Here is a 17,524-nt window from a genome sequence, read left to right on the forward strand (position 1 = left end):
TTACGCCCCCTTCCTGAATCTGAGTGCCGGGTAAAAAAGCACCGGAACGAACATCACGGCTAATATGAAAGACAAGAGGAGAATCCCTCTGTCGGAGTTGTAGACCGAAACAGCGAAGAAACCGCTGAACGCTCCCAGCATTATGCCCAGCTTGATTTTCTGTTTCCAGACCGGTTCAAGGGTGAATGCGGAGACAAAGATGTATATCACCACCGCTTTCAGATACCAGTAGAGCATGATCACGGGAGCTTCCGAGTATATTTCATATGGGAAATAAACTTTTGAAACAAAATAAACCACAGCCGCATCAAACAGCCACACGGCACTGATGACCATGATTCCGAAGAAGAGCATCCCCGCCGTCATGGCATTTTCGTTCACCGGAAGGTGGCAGGATATGCGGAAACGCTTCTTCTCGGTTTCGGGGTAAAACTGCATTATCCCCAAGGCTATGGCGGAAACGAGGACGGGAATCTCAAACCTGCCGAAATAGAAGCTGTGCTTGTCTATTATATCCGACCATATCATGACCGGATTCATCATGGAAAATCCGCCCCTCAGCCTCAGCCAGAAATATACCGCAAGTCCGGCGTTCGCCAGAAATACGGCAAAAATAACTTTATTCAGTTTAATGAACTCTTTGGTCCAGATCTGCCTAATCATTGAAAATTACCTAATACTTTCCGGTAAGCGCGATGAACGCGTCTTCCAGTGTTATGTCAAAATATTCGGGATTAATATCCACTCCGGTTTTTGAAGTGAAGTAGGAGGGAGCATCCTTCGGGGGGATGTCGGATATTATCTCATAACCGGCGCTGGTGTGGGAAACATCGCGTATTTCCGCCTCAGCTTCCAGCGGGGTCAGATCCTGAGCGCATTTTACCCTGTAGCCGTAGAGTCCGTCTTTCAGCTCACTGAGCGGAGCGGAGCGGAGCACCCTTCCCTTGTCTATTATCAGCGCATCATCCACAAACCTTTCCAGATCCTGAACAATGTGGGATGTAATGAGGACAGTCTTTTTCCGCTCCTTCACATAGAAGTTCAGATGATCAAGAAACAGCCTGCGGTAGCCCGCATCAAGCCCCATGGAGAAATCATCCAGTATCAGCACATCTGCGTTCTGCGCCATAAGAACAGCCAGAGCCACCTGAGAACGCTGACCGCAGGACATATGCTTTATTTTATGCCTGCGGCTGAGGCCGAGCTTTTTCATGAGATAGTCAAAAATTTCCACATCCCATTGAGGATAAAAGCTTTTATAAAACTTTTCCGTTTGGTTTATGTTCATGAACTCGTAGCACAGATGCCCCTCATGCAGGAGGCCGATGCGCCTTTTCCCTTCCGGGGAAAGGCTGTGCGCAGCCTCCCCCAGAACAAGGCATTTACCCTTATCAGGCGCGAGAAAACCCATCATTATGTTGATGGTGGTCGTCTTTCCCGCGCCGTTCTTGCCGAGGAGACCGAAGGTTTTCCCCTTTTCCACAGTGAAGCTTACCCCGTGGAGCACTTTGTTCTTCCCGTAGGAATGCTCAAGATTCTCTATGCTTATGATCTTATCAGAATTCATAAGCCACCCCCGCCCAGAACTGACGTCCGAGTTCGTATTCTGTTGCAGTGCCGGAGGATTCATCGGATTTTCCTATTTTGTTTTTGGTATCAAAAACATTGTAGACTTCAACATTAAAAGTCACCTTCTGCTTGCCCTTAAGGGGCTGCACCCACGCCACAGAGCAGTCAAGGGTGTAGGAAACATCCCTCTTTTTTTCTTCATATTTATCAGCGTAGTTGTAAATAGGTTCTCCGGAACCGGGATCATATTCTCCGGTGTGTTCAACGGGATAATTGTCATCCACAAGCACTATCTGCCTGTATGCCCCTCTGAAATTAAAAACAGGGGAGATAACAAGCCTTTCGAAAAATGTTCCGGTGTAGGCGATATTGAAAACAATGGGTCTGTTGAAATTATCCTTCGGCTTGTCTTTAACCTGTATAATCTTTCCGTTGTAGACGATTAACTTCTCAAGGTCTTCCAGATCGTATTCATCGTTATAGGAGTCATTTGATGTCTCCGATTCCTGCCACATTGCATTAAACATCACACTGTGGTTTTTCCACGCTCTGTTCCATTTAAGCTGAACTGACCTGTATGTGCTTTCACCGTTATTGTTCAGATAATAGTGAAAATAACCGTCCGCCTGTGCATCTGTTCGTGTTGTGGCAAAATCATCCTTCCCATGCCTTTCAATATACTGCAGGCTGAGCAGACCGCCGAACAGTTCCTGATCCGCCCCGACAGAGTATTCATCGGTGTACGGAGTTTTAAGATCAGCATAGTTGTACTTTATATAGCTGGTATCGGTTGTCGCCATCCAGTCCACAAGCTGGTTTTGGTAAGTTGTCCTGTACTCAGTATAACTTGGTGTTCTGCCTTCCCTCAGTTTATTAAGAAGGAGCGTTGTGCCGTAGTATCTGTTGAAACCTGTGAACAGGACTGTCTTTTTGTCGCCGAAAATATCGTAGGAAGCTTTCAGCCTTGGAGCTATATCAAAGTTTTCCATATAGTCGTCATATGAGAAACGAAGACCTGCCCTCAGCCCGAACCGCCCGACAGAGTAGTCATCCTCAACATAAAAGCTGTACTCATTGAGTTCAGCCTCAACATAAGTTGCGGGTGTGATTTCACGTTTGCTGAAATACTGTTCCCCGTCAACGCATGTGTCAGTACTGCCGCCGCAGATAACATCCGCATTCAGCACCGCGCCGTTATAAACTATACCGTCATTAGCCCTGTCAAAAGTTCCGCCTGAGCGGGTTACGGAGGCTCCGTAGCTGAGGGAGTGCAGACCTGCCAGTTTAAATTTGCCGACAGTGTGATCGATTTTAAATGTTGCTGCTTCTTCCGTTTTGTCTATGCTGCCGTAGCCGCCCTCCCTGCTGAAACTTTCACCGGAACCGGATTCGCTGTCAACGGTGTAACCCCAGGGTTTGCTGCCGCTTGATATCCATGCCTTGTAAATATCATTTGCCTCTTTACTGTTTTCCGAGGCCGAAATATCAAAGTGCAGGGTCAGCTTGCTGTCGTTCTTCTCTCTCACATAATTAAGCACACCGGAATATCCGCCGGAATTTACTGTGTAGCGGCTGTTTCTGGTATTCGCGAGAAAGGTTTCTGCCTCATAGGGAGTGTACGATGCGGAGACTTCAAGATAGCTGGAGCCGTCTATGTTATGTACACCTTTTATGAAGAAGTTCTCTGATCTTCTGTAGTCATTTTCCCAGCGTCCGAAGCTTCTGAGGGGGATGGAGGATTCATTTCTGGAATAGCTCAGCAGAAAGCCTGTGTTATCAGTCACAGGCACATCAAGGGTAGCTGTGTAAAAATGCTTCTCGAACTTTGGCTGGTTTTTTGAATTGCTTGAGCTCTCAAAACGCTCACGGTTATCAGGGTCCACATGAAGCTCGGTCCATTCAGAGCGTGTTGTTCTGTAGGAGATTTTACCGCCGAACTCCTTTGCGGGCATCCTGGTTTTAACATCAACAGCACCGCCGAGAAACCCGCCGTAAGATGCAGGAACATTACTGTCAAATAATGTAATTTTTTCAACGATTGAAGAGTCTATGAAGAACTTCTGCGCATGTCCGCCCACATCGTTTACACGGTAAATGCTGTCACCCGCAGGGTCAAGAATGCTTGAGTTGTTCATCCCGTCAACCATATAAAGGTTCTGGTAGGGTTTGCCCCCCGAAATTGACAGTTCTTCCGGCTTGATCTCTCCCGCTGTCAGCGAACTGCGGTACGATTCATCAAACTGAACGGAAGGCGCCATTCTCAGAAGGTCAGTGATGTTGCCGTTCCCTTTCGGCAGAAGGTCTATGTATTCTCTGGTGATCTCCGTCTTCCCTGATACATTTTTCTCACGGAAGCGTTCTCTCACTTCAACATCATCAAGTATAAAAACATCGTCAGCGGTATATTTTTCCTCTGAGGTGTTGTCCGCGGCTGAGGCGCTCAAACAGTAAAAAGTGATAAGGAGAGCCGTTAAAACGGCTCTCCGAATATGTACTAATGCGCTCATCATTGTTTAATCCGCGTAAAATGGGGTGGTATCTGTGGTGTCCGGCTTTCCGTCACCGTCAGAATCATCGTCAAGCACAAGACCGGACGCAGCTATCTGCTCAGGAGTTGCGGATGGCAGGAAGAAGTCCGGCTTGCCGTCTTTATCCGTATCAACAAAAGCTATGGAACTGTCGGGGAAGTCATCGTGATTAGCGACAGCGTAAGCAATATCTTCAATAGCTGAATTTAAATCAGCCGTAGTCTCAAAAAGCTCTCTGGCTTTTTCGTAAGCCAGTTCAACAAGACCGAAATCAGAATATTTTCCGATAACGTATTCATAATGGTTCTTTCTTCCGCTGGCTGTTGTAATTTCCTTAGCAGTGGCCGCGGACAGTTCAAGAACATTTTTCGCTTTTTCAACCTTTTGAAGATCGTTGTACAGAGATGCCATCATGTTAAGGGCTATCACCTCTTTGGAAGCAAGAGTGTTGTCAACTGTTCCTGTGGGGTGTATACCGAGACCATACGTGATAGATACATCAATGAGCTCTTCCGCTGCTTCGGTGTCGCCGGTCATCAGCTTGTCTTTCGCCAGAATTCTGTAATAGTCAAATTTATCGATCGCAGGGTAAGATGACGTATCAATAAGCAGGTTTTTGGCGTAGACCTCGTTCGCTTTTGCTGTGTTGCCGAGCTCAAGATAATATCTCGCAGCCGCTGAGTAAGCGTTCGCTTTTGCCACAGAATCAACGCATCCGTCGACGTAGGCGTAAGCCTTGTCAACCATGGCTGCTGCCTTAACCGTATTGCCTAAATCCATATAGAGTTCGGCAAGTTTCAGATACCCGCCTTCATAGGCGTATGTATCATACCCTGAACTGGAGTAATTGCCTGCGAGACTGTTTATATATGTGTTGTAGCTGAGGCTGTTGGTATCGATATATGCCTTAAGCGCATCAAACTTCCCTTCAATATATTCAAGAGCGGCAACGGCAAGCTCAGTATCACCTGCTTCGATTGCGGAAAGCGCTATACCGGGGTTGCTTTTATTTACCCCCAGATATAGCCATGAATCGATGTAGTCGCCTATGGAAGTAAAATCGCTTCCTATGGGTATTGCTGCTTCGTAAAAAGAAACTGCGCTGGCAAAATCTTCCTCAAGAGCCTTTATAAACCCTATACCTTTTGCAGCATTCTTTTTACTGGAAGCAGTGGTAATTGTGTCAAGAATGGAAGTTGCCGTATCTTTGCCGCCTGCCCAGTAAAGGTTAACAATTATGTATGCTGTGCTGTTCTGCCAGAAGGTCCTTCCGTCGCCAACGTCAACAAGTCTTTTAGGCTCATATTTATCGTTGTAATACTGAACTGTTTTCGCCTTGAGTCCCAGAGTCCTGTAGTAGTCAAACGCATTTTTGTAGTAGCCGTAATGTGTCGCGTATTTCCCGTTTGTCCCTGTGGTCATAAGCGGCATATCTTCAAGAAGAACAAACATATAATCAGCAGCGGCCTCAGCTTTGGCAAGATCTCCGTCTGCTATATGGGACTCCACAACGGTTTTCTGAGCATTCAGAAGTCTGGTATACCCTGTGCGTTTTGTAGCCTCAACTGATATGTTGTCAACCTGAGTCTTAAGCCAAGCAGTCAGCCTTTCGGTTTCGTCACTTCTGCCAATTGGCGTAAACTCCTGCGCAATATTGGATACAAGGTTAATTTCGGCCGCAGTCGGGATATTATCGCCCCTTGCTTCATAGATTAAGCGGAAGAATGATTCCGAAGTCTGAAGAAACGTAAACGCCGCACTGTCATTTCCGTAAACAGAAGTATATTTGCCTAAGTACATATAAGCTTCGGACTTGCTTATTGATTTGACAAGGAATGCATCCGTGAGTTTTTTTGCTTTATCCAGAAGTCCCATAGACGCATATGACTCAATAACCTTGAGGTAAATATAATCGTTTATCTCATCATCAAAAACTTTGTTGATAAGCTTTCTGGCTTTATAATTTTGGTCTATGTTTGAGCTGAAATAGTAGTTCGCCCTCGCTGTGTTATTGTCTCCGGGCAGGTTTGCAGTCTCAAGAGGTACGTTGACGAACTGCACTCCGCTTTCGCTCATAATTGTGCTGAGCGCCGATGCGAAACCGTTTGCAGAGAGAAGAGAAGCAAGCTCCGCATCAAAATCCCCTGATATATAGTTATTATAGTCAACAAAGAAGCTGTTATTGAAAAGAGCAAACCTTACAGCCTGATAAATCGGGAAGCTTTCAAGAGAGAAGCTTACGCCTGATGTGTTTTCGAGCCCTGCAAGAAGCTTATCCACATTTGCAGTATAGGTATCTGAAACAGTGGCAGGCAGATTAGTTACAAGGCTTGAAACGGTTCTTCTGAATATTGCGCTCTTTTCCGCTGCCACCAGCTCTGCTATTATATCACCCTCACCGCTGAGTCCCGCCAGAATTGCCAGTGTTTCCTCAAGTTCCTGTTTGACCTCAGCATAAGACGATGCGGAGGTGAACTCAGCAAAAACAGCATCCAGAGCACCCGCAGCAAACACCCCGCCCGGAGATACAAAATCGCCGTCCTCTATTGCTCTTGATATGGCATCAAAAGGGTTTTCCTCCCCGCCGCCGTAAGTGCTACTGAAATCACGGTACTGTACAGCGATTTTAACAAGAAGATAAGAAGCATGAAGAAGCTCAGGTTCCAGTGAAGGGTCGGAAAGTATATCAACATCTGCCGCAAAGCCGAAAGCTGCCCTGACTGCGTTTACAGCAGACTGAATCTCACTCTGGCTCATCCGTGAAGTCACAGAGGAAAGGTTAGAAGTAATGAGAGAAGTAAGTGGGGAAACAACTATTCCGTCAGCATTTCCGCTGAATGCATTAAGCGGTGCTCTCAGGCTTATTGATTCAAAGCTGATACCTGTTTCAGTGTCAACTCCGCCGTGTGTTTCAATATAATAAAGAGAAAAATCGAAAGAAGAAGGCACAACGAATGAAAACACACCCGCATCATTGGTAAACCTGCGGCAGAGAAGGTTGCCCGCAACCCCGCATGTGTTAACGATTGTGTCATCGGAAATCTTTCTTATCTCAACCTGTGCCCCTGTTATAGCGGGGTCGGTAACGATGCCTGAAATGGTCTGAGTGTTGCTTCCGCCGGGGTCATCGCTTCCGCCGCCGGAACTTCCGCCGCCGCAGCCTGCTGCGAGAAGCAGAAAAAGAGCTGATAAAAGTGTTACCAATTTTCTCATTCAGAAAACCTCCAAAAAATAATGAGAAGCATAAGCTATGCGGGATTCGGAGATCCTCGGAATAATTTTAGAATGACCTAACTAAATAATACATCCCTAGTATAATAAGCAACATCTATTGTCAAGTTATTTCTGACAGGCAAGCACTCCGTAACCCTTATTTGACCATGGCTTTACTTAAAAGAATACTGCTTGCGGAAGTGATAAAAAAAACGGCGGACACAGGGAATGTCCGCCTCAGGGGTTTGAATAACAGTATCAGGATCGGCGCGGGGCAGAATCCGCGCCGCAGGGATTTACACTGCCAGTCTGCCGCATTTTTTGGCGGCATTTTTACGGGAAAGGTATCTTTTACACTGGAGTATTCTGTCGTAACCGAGCATAACACCCAGAATAAAGTCCTGTTCATCCGTAAGTTTATTCAGGGAAACACCGAACTGCCTGACAACATTCACGCAGTTTTCGTCTCCGAAAAAAATATTGAACCTCGTGTCGTCAATGTCCTGTATGAAATAGGCTATTTCGTTCCTTTCCAGCTTTTTTTCAAAAAGAGGCCTGAGCTCCGCCTTTGCAGTGTGGAGTATAAGGCTGCGCAGCCCCTTTTTGTATTCATACAGGTGATGGCTGAAAACCTGCATATCAGCCTGCGAATGATTCGCAGATTGAAGCTACCCACGCCTTGATACGCTCATCGGTCATATCCGCCTGATTGTCCTCGTCTATGGGGAGCCCCACAAACTCGCCGTCTCTCTCTGCAAGGGAAGCATCATAGTTGTAGCCGTCTGTGGAAACAGAACCCACAACATTTGCTCCTGCGGAGGAGACAGCATCATAGAGTATGCCTATTCCGTCAACAAAAGTGTCGGGATAGCCGTCCTGATCCCCTGAACCGAAGAGAGCAACTGTCTTTCCGCTGAGGTCAGAGTTTGCAAGAGGCTTCCTGAGCCCTTCCCAGTCGTCCTGAAGGTCGCCCATTCCCCATGTGGATGTGCCGAGGATTATTCCGCTGTATGAAGTAATTGTAGAAATATCTGTATCGCCTGCGCTCTGAACGTCTGCGTCTATGCTGTTTTTCTTAAGCTCTTTTGCTATTGCGTCTGCCGCGCTTTTCGTTACGCCTGTGCTGCTGCCGTAAAAAATGCCTACTTTACTCATTGGCTCCTCCTGGATTTCATTAAGCTATAATTTTTAGATCAAAATACATTAGTTCATCTTCTCTAACTTTTGAGCCGCAGAAAGTCAAGCAGTTTTTTTGTAAAATCCGGAGGGGTCACTCTTTCAGCATATCATCAGCTTCGGGCATGAGAGCAGCGGCAAACACCGCCAAAATGGAAATTGCGCCTATTACCGCTATTATCCCGGCTGCACCTGTTTTTTCGGCAAGAAAACCGAGAAGCCCGGCAAACAGCGTGATAACACCCACCATACTGTTGCTAAAAGCGGTAAAAGTAGCCTTGTTCTCCGCAGGTGTGGCATCCACGAGGTATGTCTTGCGGCCGAGCCTCACTCCTGCCTCCGCAAGTCCGATCAGCACAAATGAGGCCAGAAGTCCTGCATATACAGCCAGTTGGGATGTGAGAAAATAACAGACAACAGCAACCGCAGCCGCCGCAACGGATATAACCGCGCTCTGGATCATCACTGTCCGGCTGGTTTCATCTGCCGCACGTCCCCAGAAAGGGCTGCTGATCACCTGTGAAACCCCTATGGCTGTCATAAAGAGCCCCAGTCCTGCCTTGGATGTTCCCAGAAGCTCCGAAGCATAAAAAGCATAGAAAGGCACGGCTATCTCTATAATATTCAGCATTATTCTTGCGTACATATATTGTCTGAACCCTTTATACTTCCTGAACAGGGCAAACCCTGCCGCTGTTTCCTTAACAGCATTTCTGCCGCCTTTAACAGAACCCGGATACTCCTTTATGCTCTGAAAGAACAGTGAGGAGATAATCCACAGCACGGCGCCGAAAACAAGCAGCATATAGAGGGTCGTCAGTGAGCCGCCTTTCAGCCTGCTTATTACAAGCCCCGCTGCAATTGTGAGTATGCCCCCTGCGAATGCTCTGGCGGAGAGGAGCCTGCCCCTCTGCCCTTTGTCAACTGTTTTGCCCAGAACATCCTGAAACGCCACAGATGCTGCTCCGCTTGCCGTGCTGAAAACAATAAGGAGAAAAAGAACCGAAACGCCCGCCTTAGCCGGGGTAAAATACATGGCAGACGGAATCATGAGCAGCAGACACAAAGCCTGAATAAAGCCGGAAACAGTCCAGACTGTTTTACGTATGCTGAGCGTGCGGATGTAACCTGCGGTAATCATCTGCGGAAGAAGGGAGAAGGTCTGCTTGAGAGGCATTGCAAAACCGAGAATCCATAAAGGAGCGCCTATCGCCTGGAGTAGCCACGGAATAACCAGATTAGGCCCCGCTGTCTGTTCAGCAAGCTTGGATGCGGCTCCGTTCATCAGGTTTGCCTTGTAATTGCGCGCTGAATGTCTGCATGCCTCTTCCGGTATGCTTTTACATGCTCTGTCCAGAGAATCGTCATCCGAAAGAACTGACTTGAAAACAGCGGTTTTTCTCATGGTGGGCCTCCATGGAAAAACCTAGCATAAAACCTGATTTCTTTAAAGTTAAGAGATAATTCTAAGAATGTCAGCGAACGCTTACAGCACCGTACGGGCAGGATATGGTGCAGAGGTTGCAGCCTGTGCAGCCCACAGACTTAACATTTACAGACAGGGTGACTTCGTTCCCTTTTATGATTTCTGTGACTGGCTCAAATATCTGGAACGGGCACATACGGGCGCATATGCCGCATTTAGCGCACTTTTCAGTATTAATTTCCGCGCGTTTCAGAAGCCCTTCCTTCTGCATATTACGGATGAGAATATCTCCTCCCAAAACTTCCAGAGAATTAAGATATTCCCTGTGGGGAGCAGCAGCTTCCTTAACCTCAAGTACTGTTTTCTGGCGGTTGGAATCGTTTTCTCCGAGATAATGGAGTGTTTTCCCCACGGATTTTTCTGCCCCTGTTCTGAGGAAGCTGAAAAATTCACGGCGGCTGAGCTTAACATCCTGATTTCCGCCAAGGCGCTCTGCCAGCCTGCTCTTTTTCTTGGGGAGCGGAGCCTCATCCGGCTTTCTGATGAGGAATGCAGGTTCTTTTCCGCAGAGCTCCAGCACCTTTGACGATGCCTCAAGCTCAGCAGTCAGCATATCCAGACAGCCCCCCGCGGGGCATGCCGAACAGTCGCCGTGAATGAACTCCTGCCTTTTAGCCCCTTCGGATGCGGCTTTTATTATCTGTTTGCGGTTTATATAGGCGAGTGCGGAAACCTTTGCCGTGTTTTCGGCGGATTTTGAGCGGGCGCAGGAGTATTTAACGCTGCCGTCAGTCTTTATCTGCTCTGCCGCGGAGGCAGAAACACGCGCATCATCCGCCCTGCGGAGCGTGAATACATTATTCATGCATGCATTCACGCACTTGCCGCAGTCAGTGCAGACAGACCAGTCCACAAGCACCTTGCCGCCCGCACGGGTGATTCTCACCGCCTCAGCGGGACATACATCCGTGCATGCGGTGCAGGCTGCGTTCTTATGGCGAACCCGCACACACAGCGCGCTGTTTATGACGAAATATTCGGAAAGTTTTTCAAATACACCTTCCACAACACCCATGGAATCTATTCTCCGACAAGGTCTTCCAGAAGCAGCATATCTTCCGTAAGGAAACCTTTCAGAAGGTATGCGTAGGCAACGTAAAACTGAGTATGGAGCCTTTCGCTTTTTGATATGACTATGTCACAGAAATCGGGAATCCATTTTATTATGTGGTTGTCGTAGAACTCTTTCTGAGTTTTGAGTCTGGCTTCGGCTCCGTCAAAGTCCTCTTCCTGAATGAGCTCTGCCGTTTTTTTGCTTAAGAGTCCCATGAACTGCAGCTCAAGCGATACATGGTCTTCGATTGTTTTGTTGCCTTCCGCTTTTTTAAAGCCGTTGACGGCATAGGCTGTTTTAACTTCGCTCCATGGCTCCTGTTTAATGAGCTTTTCGGGCGAACGGTACACAGATTCATAAGCGGAAACAGAACCCTGACCGAGAACAAAAAGGAATGTGAAGTCCTTTGCCCTGTCCAGCCTGTTTTCGGCAAGCCAGCCTTCCAGATTTGATTTATCGGCAGGCAGAAAAGTATTGAGAATCTGCGCGCCTTTTTTAAGATCGCCGTTCTCGGAAAGCTCCGCAACAGCAAGCAGGTAAGCACATGTGTCAGCGGTAAGCCTGTCGGAGAAATCGTCCGGCACATCCATGAATATTCTTGAAAAAATATTGAATGTTACGTCTCTTCCCTTGTGTGTCTCACATATTTCATTAACGTTCATAACGCCACCTCATATATCTTCATCGTAGTCAAATAAAGCCGGATTAACCAAGTCTATCTTAAGCTCGCGCATGTGGGAGGATTTTCCCTCTGTTTCCACAATATTGTACGTCAGCGCCACTTCTTCAACCCCTCTGAGTTCGGAAATGTATTTAGGGTGAAACTCAAGGGCATCAGAACCTGCCAACCGCTGAAAGGGAGCACCTTTTTTGCTGAGAAACTTCTGCACCTTTCCGGCGTTTCCGCCGTAGACGCGGGCTATTTTTATAAAGAAGTCCTTTTCGGACATAACTTCAAAAGGCATAAGCTTTGTCGAGGAGTTCTGGGAATAAACCTGCGATGTCAGCTTATTTTCCAGCGAACAGTAATGCACACCCAGCTTGAGACCCTTTTCAAGAGCAAACTCAAGCAGCCGCAGGCATTCCTCCTCGCTGCCTGCAACGGGCAGACCGCCGGAATAATTGTAAGAATAAAGCACGTGGTAGGGGCGGCTTTTTATTTTAAAGCCCAGTTTTTTATATTCTTCCGCATCTGTCCACGGATAAAGGAACTCAAGTATGTTGATCCCGTCGCACCCTATCTCATCCATTTTTAACAGAAGATCCTTCATATGCTCAAAAGTTCCGGGGATAACGGGCATCTCCACCATTACGACGGGGATAAATTTTCTGGCGGTTCCGAGCTTGTCCAGAGTTTCCGCGGGGTAGCCGTCCTTATCCATTTTCACGCTTATGCGTATCTCATTAAGACCGGCAGCGGCAAGCTGTTCCGCAAGGTCATCAGTGAGAAGATCACCGTTGGTATAAAGGCGTCTGTGCGCTTCGGGATATTTCTCCGCGGCATGCTTAAAAAAGCTGACAGCGCGTTCAGGCAGAAGGAGCGGCTCACCGCCCGTAAGGGCTACTGATGAAACCTTTTTTCCCGCCATTGAAGCATCAAGCTCTTCTTCTGCGTTATTGATGTTTTGGGTGTAAAAATCATACTCTTCCTGATTCATGTTAGCGCAGAAATAACAGTCGCGGTTGCATGTCAGGGTATGGAAAACGGTTTTGGAATTTTCTCCGGTTCGGCAATCGGTGCAGGCGGGGGAGAGATAACCGTATGAAAGACTTTTTGCGTTATAGCCCTTAATCCGACTGTTTTTTAAGAGCCTCTCAGCGGCTATGCTGTTAGAGGAAGCTCCCTCGACTGCACCGATTCCCGAATCTTCAGCAAATTTCATGAAATCAGCGTACTGCAGCACATATCTTTCAGCATCCTCCCTGAAAGTTCTGTTCTTAATCAAGTCTAAGGTCTTTGCATTTATGTCTGTTATCATTGAATTTCCTTTTTAATGTCTTTACTCAGCAGACAAAATATAACTTACTCCCCCATTTCACAAGGGTTTAAAAAAAGAAATACCGCCCCCCTAAGAGGGCGGTATTTTTGGTTGTTACAGCTCCTAGTTTTTCGGTTTAAAGAAAATGGAGGGTACTGTATCTCCTGAGGTAAGGGTATTACCGTTGGAGTCCTTTGATGAATCGGGCATACCTACAGCAGTTCTCTGTGCTGTGGGGTATTTCGCGCTGATCTCTTCAACTGTGCCGAAGTCAAGGGCTCTCTGAGGGCAGGAAGCCACGCACGCGGGTGCAAGACCGTCTTCAAGCCTGTCCCAGCAGAAGGTACATTTCTGTACAGGGTGTTTAACAGCCCAGCTTGCCTTCTTAACAGGCTCAGATTTATCATCGCCGAACTGAGGAGCACCATAGGGGCATGCAACTGCGCAGGAACGGATGTTCTGGCACTTGTCACGGTCTACTATTACTATGCCGTCCTCTTTTCTTTTATAAATCGCTCCCACGGGGCAGGCTGCCGTGCAGGCAGGGTTTGCGCAGTGGTTGCAGGAAAGGACAAGGTTGAAAACCTTAACATCGGGGAAAGCGCCGCTTTCAGTAATATTCAGTTTTCTCCAGCTTGCCTTGCCGGGTTTAACATTATTCCAGTCTTTACATGCCACAACACACGTGTTGCAGCCCATACATCTGTTCTGATCAAAGTAAAATGCCATCTGTTTAGCCATGGTATTCCTCCGCCTATCCTTTTCTTATATTGATTCGAGTGTCGGCACCTAAAGTCATACCCTGACATATTCTCGAAGGACGAAGTTTTGTGAGAACATTGATAGCTCCTCCTATATCAGGTTTACCGTCAGCATTATCACCATTAGCCCAGCCGCCTTGTCCCATTGCAGGCCAGCCTGCTCTTACTCTCTGAGTCACAACTGCAGTTGCATATATACTGCCTCTCGGACTTTCAACAATTACTCTATCACCGGTAAGAATACCTTCAGCAACAGCATCTGCCGGATTAATCCATATCGGTTCATAAACATTATTGTCCCAAACTTCTCCAAGCTCACGTTCAGGATCCAGATACGCACTGTTACCGTCAGCGTCTTTTTTGAAAACTTCATTGATGTAGGCATTGTTAGAGTGTGTAGAGTGAGAACGGTAATAGATGTGCCATCCATTAAGGCAATATGGATAATTAGTTTTGTAACCTTGTGGATCTGCTGCAGAGCCATCTGCAAAAGAACCTTCAAGCATAGGAATAACCATAGGAATAGCGTACACAAATTTCCCTGTTGTTTTCCCATCGTGAAGTGGGCCCTCAAGAGTAACTCTTGCATCATCATTATCGTAAAACCTTGCTTCGTAGTCTTCTACCATAGCCTGAGAATATATTTCAAACTTTCCGGTGGGAGTATAAAGCGCACCAACATGCGGATCCGTTCTGTAGGCGGCAAGCGGATCAGTTATCCCGTATGACGAATCCATATGGAAAAGACCTTTCTCCTTCCATTCATCATAAGTCATTCCTGCGTTGTAAGCTGTAAGCAGAGGTTCAATGGCTTCTTTTCTCCAGTCATCAACAGTTTTGCCTTCGGTGTATTCGCTGAGAACACCCAGTTTATCCGCAATCTTCGCGACAATGTCATAATCAGGCAATGCTTCACCGAGAGGTTCCACTGCCTTATTCATACATATAAGCGTATCTCCGGCAAGCCAGCCTGAGCAGGCACCTTCTTTCTCAAAAGCAGTAGCAGCAGGAAGAACATAATCTGAAAATTTTGCTGATGCTGTCATAAACTGGTCAGCAGTTACAATTAACTCTACATTATTTCTGTCTTTAATAATCCCAGAAACCGTATTGTAGTCACCACATTGATTAACAAGGCAATTTCCGCCAAAATTGAGTATAGCCTTCATTGGAGTGGGAAAGTTTTTAACCTGTCCATCATTCCACATTGATTTCCCAGTTCCACCGTATTTGGCTATATCCGGCCAGAGAAATACAGGATAGGACGATCTGGTTACAGCAGGAGTATATGCAGGAGCTGTGAGCTTGCTTAAATCATATATACCTGTAAAATCCGCATATGCGTTATTTTTTCCGGTAGGGAATGTAACACCGAAAGATAACGGCTGCCTGTCGGTGTACACTCCGACATGCCTTCCGGGTTCGCCAAAGTTTTTGGTTATGACTCCAAGAGTATAACCATTCAGGGGTAATTGTTCACCTTCAGACTGCCTCTGAAAACCACCGCCAAACCAGAGTGTTACTTTCTTTTTTGCAAAAATTTCAGCAAGCTCTCTTATTTTAGCTGCCGGTATACCGCATATAGATTCAGCCCACTCAGGAGTTTTGGCAACTTTTCCGTATACTGAAACAAGTGCATCCTTAAGATTATCATTCGGATCATCGGCATTGTAGTTGTTATAGCCTATCTGTGACGGGTAAACAGATACATCTCCGTTAAGCCCTGCCTGAACAAGCCTGTCGTCAGTACCCATTATATAAGCACTGAGGGAAGAACCGTTGGGAACAATATAATCTGTGCTCCTGTCCACATCAGCGTGGTATGTTTTGGCTATTGCAGGATACAGCGTAAAAGCCTCATCATCGAAAAATCCGTGAGTATATCTGAGAATGAACTCAGCATCCAGCCAAGGATCTGCTTTCAATGAACCGTCGGTGTTCCATGTATTTACTATGAGTTCGTGCATAATAGCCTGTACCAAGGCAGCATCCGTTCCGGGAACAACTGCTATGTGTTCACTGGCATGGGATACAACAGTTTGAGAAACTCGCCCGTCAATAACAAAGACCTTTGTGCCTTTTTCTTTAATCTGCTGTATATACCATGCAGTATTTGTTCCCCAAATGCTTTCTGCGTAATTTCCGCTCCAAAGAAACAGTGCATCAGAGTTAAAAGCGTCCTGTCTGGATTTTCCCGGAGGAAAATAAAAATTCTGTCCGAAAAAGAACCAACTTGTGTGTTCAAGTGAAGGCCAGCTGTAGTCGTTGCGGTATGTCATCTGTCCGCCCATGATATTAAGCAGACGTGATGCACAGGAAGCAGCACCTGCAACTTCCGAACCATCGCCTGAAGCATAATGAGCTGAAAAAGATTTTGCGCCATACAGAGCTTTAAGGCTGGTAAGTTTAGCAGCTATTTCAGTTGCGACCTCTTCCCATGAAATCCTGACAAAACCGTTTACGTCGCCCCTTTCACCGGTTTGTTTAAGAGGGTAAAGAACACGGTCGTTACGGTAAAATCTCTGAGTATTCGACCGGCAGCGTATACATGCTCTCATCTGAGGCAAATCTTCGCTTTCACCGTTGACTATATTCAGATCGGGTGTTTCGTCGGTGACAAACCTTTTGATTACGCCGTCTTTAACATACGCCTTTGTCACACAGCGCCCGCCGCAGTTGTGCGGTGCAGCTCCTGCCACAACCGTTTCAGTTATTGCCGGAGGTGTCGGACGGTTTTCCTCATCCTCTTCCATATAAGTTTTGCCGCCGCTTCCTGAACCGCCGCAGCCGTAAACAGCAGCAGTGGCACCTACTGCGCTCACTCCCTTAAGGAAGTCACGGCGGGTTACCTGGTTAAGTTTATCTTTAAGGCTCATAATTATCTCCTTATCTAGTACGCATTAGGCGCGTGTGCCGTCTTGTGGCATACGTTGCATGTAGTCTGCTGCACCGGGTAGTGGCAGTTGTTGCAGTGTCTCTGGAGGCTTGCTCCCGAACCGCCCCAGCCAGGTCTGTGGCTGGAAGGGGGAGTTACGCTGTGACACTCTATACAGCTGTCTTCCTTATGGCAGGTGGTACATGAGCTTCTGTCCCATCTCGCCTCAAGGCCATGACCCTTCTTAGTCCATGAAGGAGTATGGTTCCTCGGTGATACTTCCTGATGACACTGGATGCAGCTTACCTGATCAGTATGGCACTGTAAGCATTCCTGCTTGTTCACCTTGCTGGCTGAACCGTGTCTGTCCATCCAGGAAATATCGTGGCTGGAGGGTTTATTCGATTCCACGGCAAATGCATATACCGCAACAAGCAGCATAGCCATTACCATGGAGAGTACTGTTATCTTCGCTTTCATACCTCTCCTCCCTAGAATATGATGTTGGCCCAGAGCTCGGCCGTGTAGTTCTTGTCAAGGCTCTTGTCAACATCATCATAGAACTCAGTATCTTCCATACTCAAATCAGCCATAAAGCTGAGAACCTTCGTAGGCTGATACTGACCGCCTATGTAGTAGCTTCTGACCGAGTCCTTCCTTCTGTCGTTTACATAGTCATACTCGTAACGGTTGAAGGAGGTTCCAGCCCATACATCCATAGTGCGTCCAACTTTCTGGCTGATCTGAACACCGTACTGAAGACGCTCACTGTCGTTCGTGTCAGGTGTGTTCTTTACATCCCAGTAGTCTACGCTGAAGGATACATACGTGTTCTCAGAGGGGAGTCCGTAGATGTCGAATTTACCTTTGATTCTTGAATAAT

13 protein-coding genes and 1 pseudogene are annotated in these 17,524 nt (G+C 46.9%); all 14 read right to left on the minus strand.

Annotation, left to right across the window (positions count from 1 at the left end):
• Positions 1-663 carry a hypothetical protein gene (locus OSQ85_RS03645; protein ID WP_265821373.1) on the minus strand — a complete coding sequence of 221 codons (663 nt, stop codon included), beginning with the start codon at positions 661-663 and terminating at the stop codon, positions 1-3.
• 10 nt (positions 664-673) lie between these two features.
• Complete coding sequence (locus tag OSQ85_RS03650) at positions 674-1,567, minus strand: ABC transporter ATP-binding protein (protein WP_265821375.1); 894 nt, start codon at positions 1,565-1,567, stop codon at positions 674-676.
• Positions 1,557-4,013, minus strand: coding sequence for a TonB-dependent receptor plug domain-containing protein (locus OSQ85_RS03655; RefSeq protein WP_265821377.1), 2,457 nt, complete (start codon positions 4,011-4,013; stop codon positions 1,557-1,559). The genes OSQ85_RS03650 and OSQ85_RS03655 overlap by 11 nt, the downstream gene beginning before the upstream one ends.
• A 69-nt stretch (positions 4,014-4,082) precedes the next feature.
• On the minus strand, positions 4,083-7,310 hold the full coding sequence (locus tag OSQ85_RS03660; protein ID WP_265821379.1) for a tetratricopeptide repeat protein: 3,228 nt from the start codon (positions 7,308-7,310) through the stop codon (positions 4,083-4,085).
• 296 nt (positions 7,311-7,606) lie between these two features.
• Complete coding sequence (locus OSQ85_RS03665) at positions 7,607-7,948, minus strand: DUF2023 family protein (protein ID WP_265821380.1); 342 nt, start codon at positions 7,946-7,948, stop codon at positions 7,607-7,609.
• Between the two features lies 1 nt (position 7,949).
• Positions 7,950-8,465 carry a flavodoxin FldA gene (fldA, locus tag OSQ85_RS03670; protein ID WP_265821382.1) on the minus strand — a complete coding sequence of 172 codons (516 nt, stop codon included), beginning with the start codon at positions 8,463-8,465 and terminating at the stop codon, positions 7,950-7,952.
• Positions 8,466-8,580: 115 nt separating this feature from the next.
• Positions 8,581-9,891, minus strand: coding sequence for an MFS transporter (locus OSQ85_RS03675; protein ID WP_265821384.1), 1,311 nt, complete (start codon positions 9,889-9,891; stop codon positions 8,581-8,583).
• A gap of 70 nt (positions 9,892-9,961) precedes the next feature.
• Positions 9,962-10,987: a 4Fe-4S dicluster domain-containing protein gene (locus tag OSQ85_RS03680; RefSeq protein ID WP_265821386.1), complete on the minus strand. Its 1,026-nt coding sequence runs from the start codon at positions 10,985-10,987 to the stop codon at positions 9,962-9,964.
• 5 nt (positions 10,988-10,992) lie between these two features.
• On the minus strand, positions 10,993-11,688 hold the full coding sequence (locus OSQ85_RS03685) for a TorD/DmsD family molecular chaperone (protein ID WP_265821387.1): 696 nt from the start codon (positions 11,686-11,688) through the stop codon (positions 10,993-10,995).
• A gap of 9 nt (positions 11,689-11,697) precedes the next feature.
• Entirely contained in the window at positions 11,698-13,005 is a 1,308-nt protein-coding gene (locus OSQ85_RS03690) for a radical SAM protein (protein ID WP_265821388.1), read from the minus strand.
• 123 nt (positions 13,006-13,128) lie between these two features.
• Positions 13,129-13,746 (minus strand): 4Fe-4S dicluster domain-containing protein, encoded by a 618-nt coding sequence (locus OSQ85_RS03695; protein WP_265821389.1) that lies wholly within the window; start codon positions 13,744-13,746, stop codon positions 13,129-13,131.
• 13 nt (positions 13,747-13,759) lie between these two features.
• Positions 13,760-16,642 (minus strand): molybdopterin-dependent oxidoreductase, encoded by a 2,883-nt coding sequence (locus tag OSQ85_RS03700; RefSeq protein WP_265821390.1) that lies wholly within the window; start codon positions 16,640-16,642, stop codon positions 13,760-13,762.
• A gap of 14 nt (positions 16,643-16,656) precedes the next feature.
• Entirely contained in the window at positions 16,657-17,121 is a 465-nt protein-coding gene (locus OSQ85_RS03705) for a hypothetical protein (protein WP_265821391.1), read from the minus strand.
• 11 nt (positions 17,122-17,132) lie between these two features.
• Positions 17,133-17,524, minus strand: a pseudogene (locus OSQ85_RS03710) (hypothetical protein); the annotation flags it as partial.

It is taken from the genome of Geovibrio ferrireducens, from assembly GCF_026226615.1.
Lineage (GTDB): Bacteria > Chrysiogenota > Deferribacteres > Deferribacterales > Geovibrionaceae > Geovibrio > Geovibrio ferrireducens.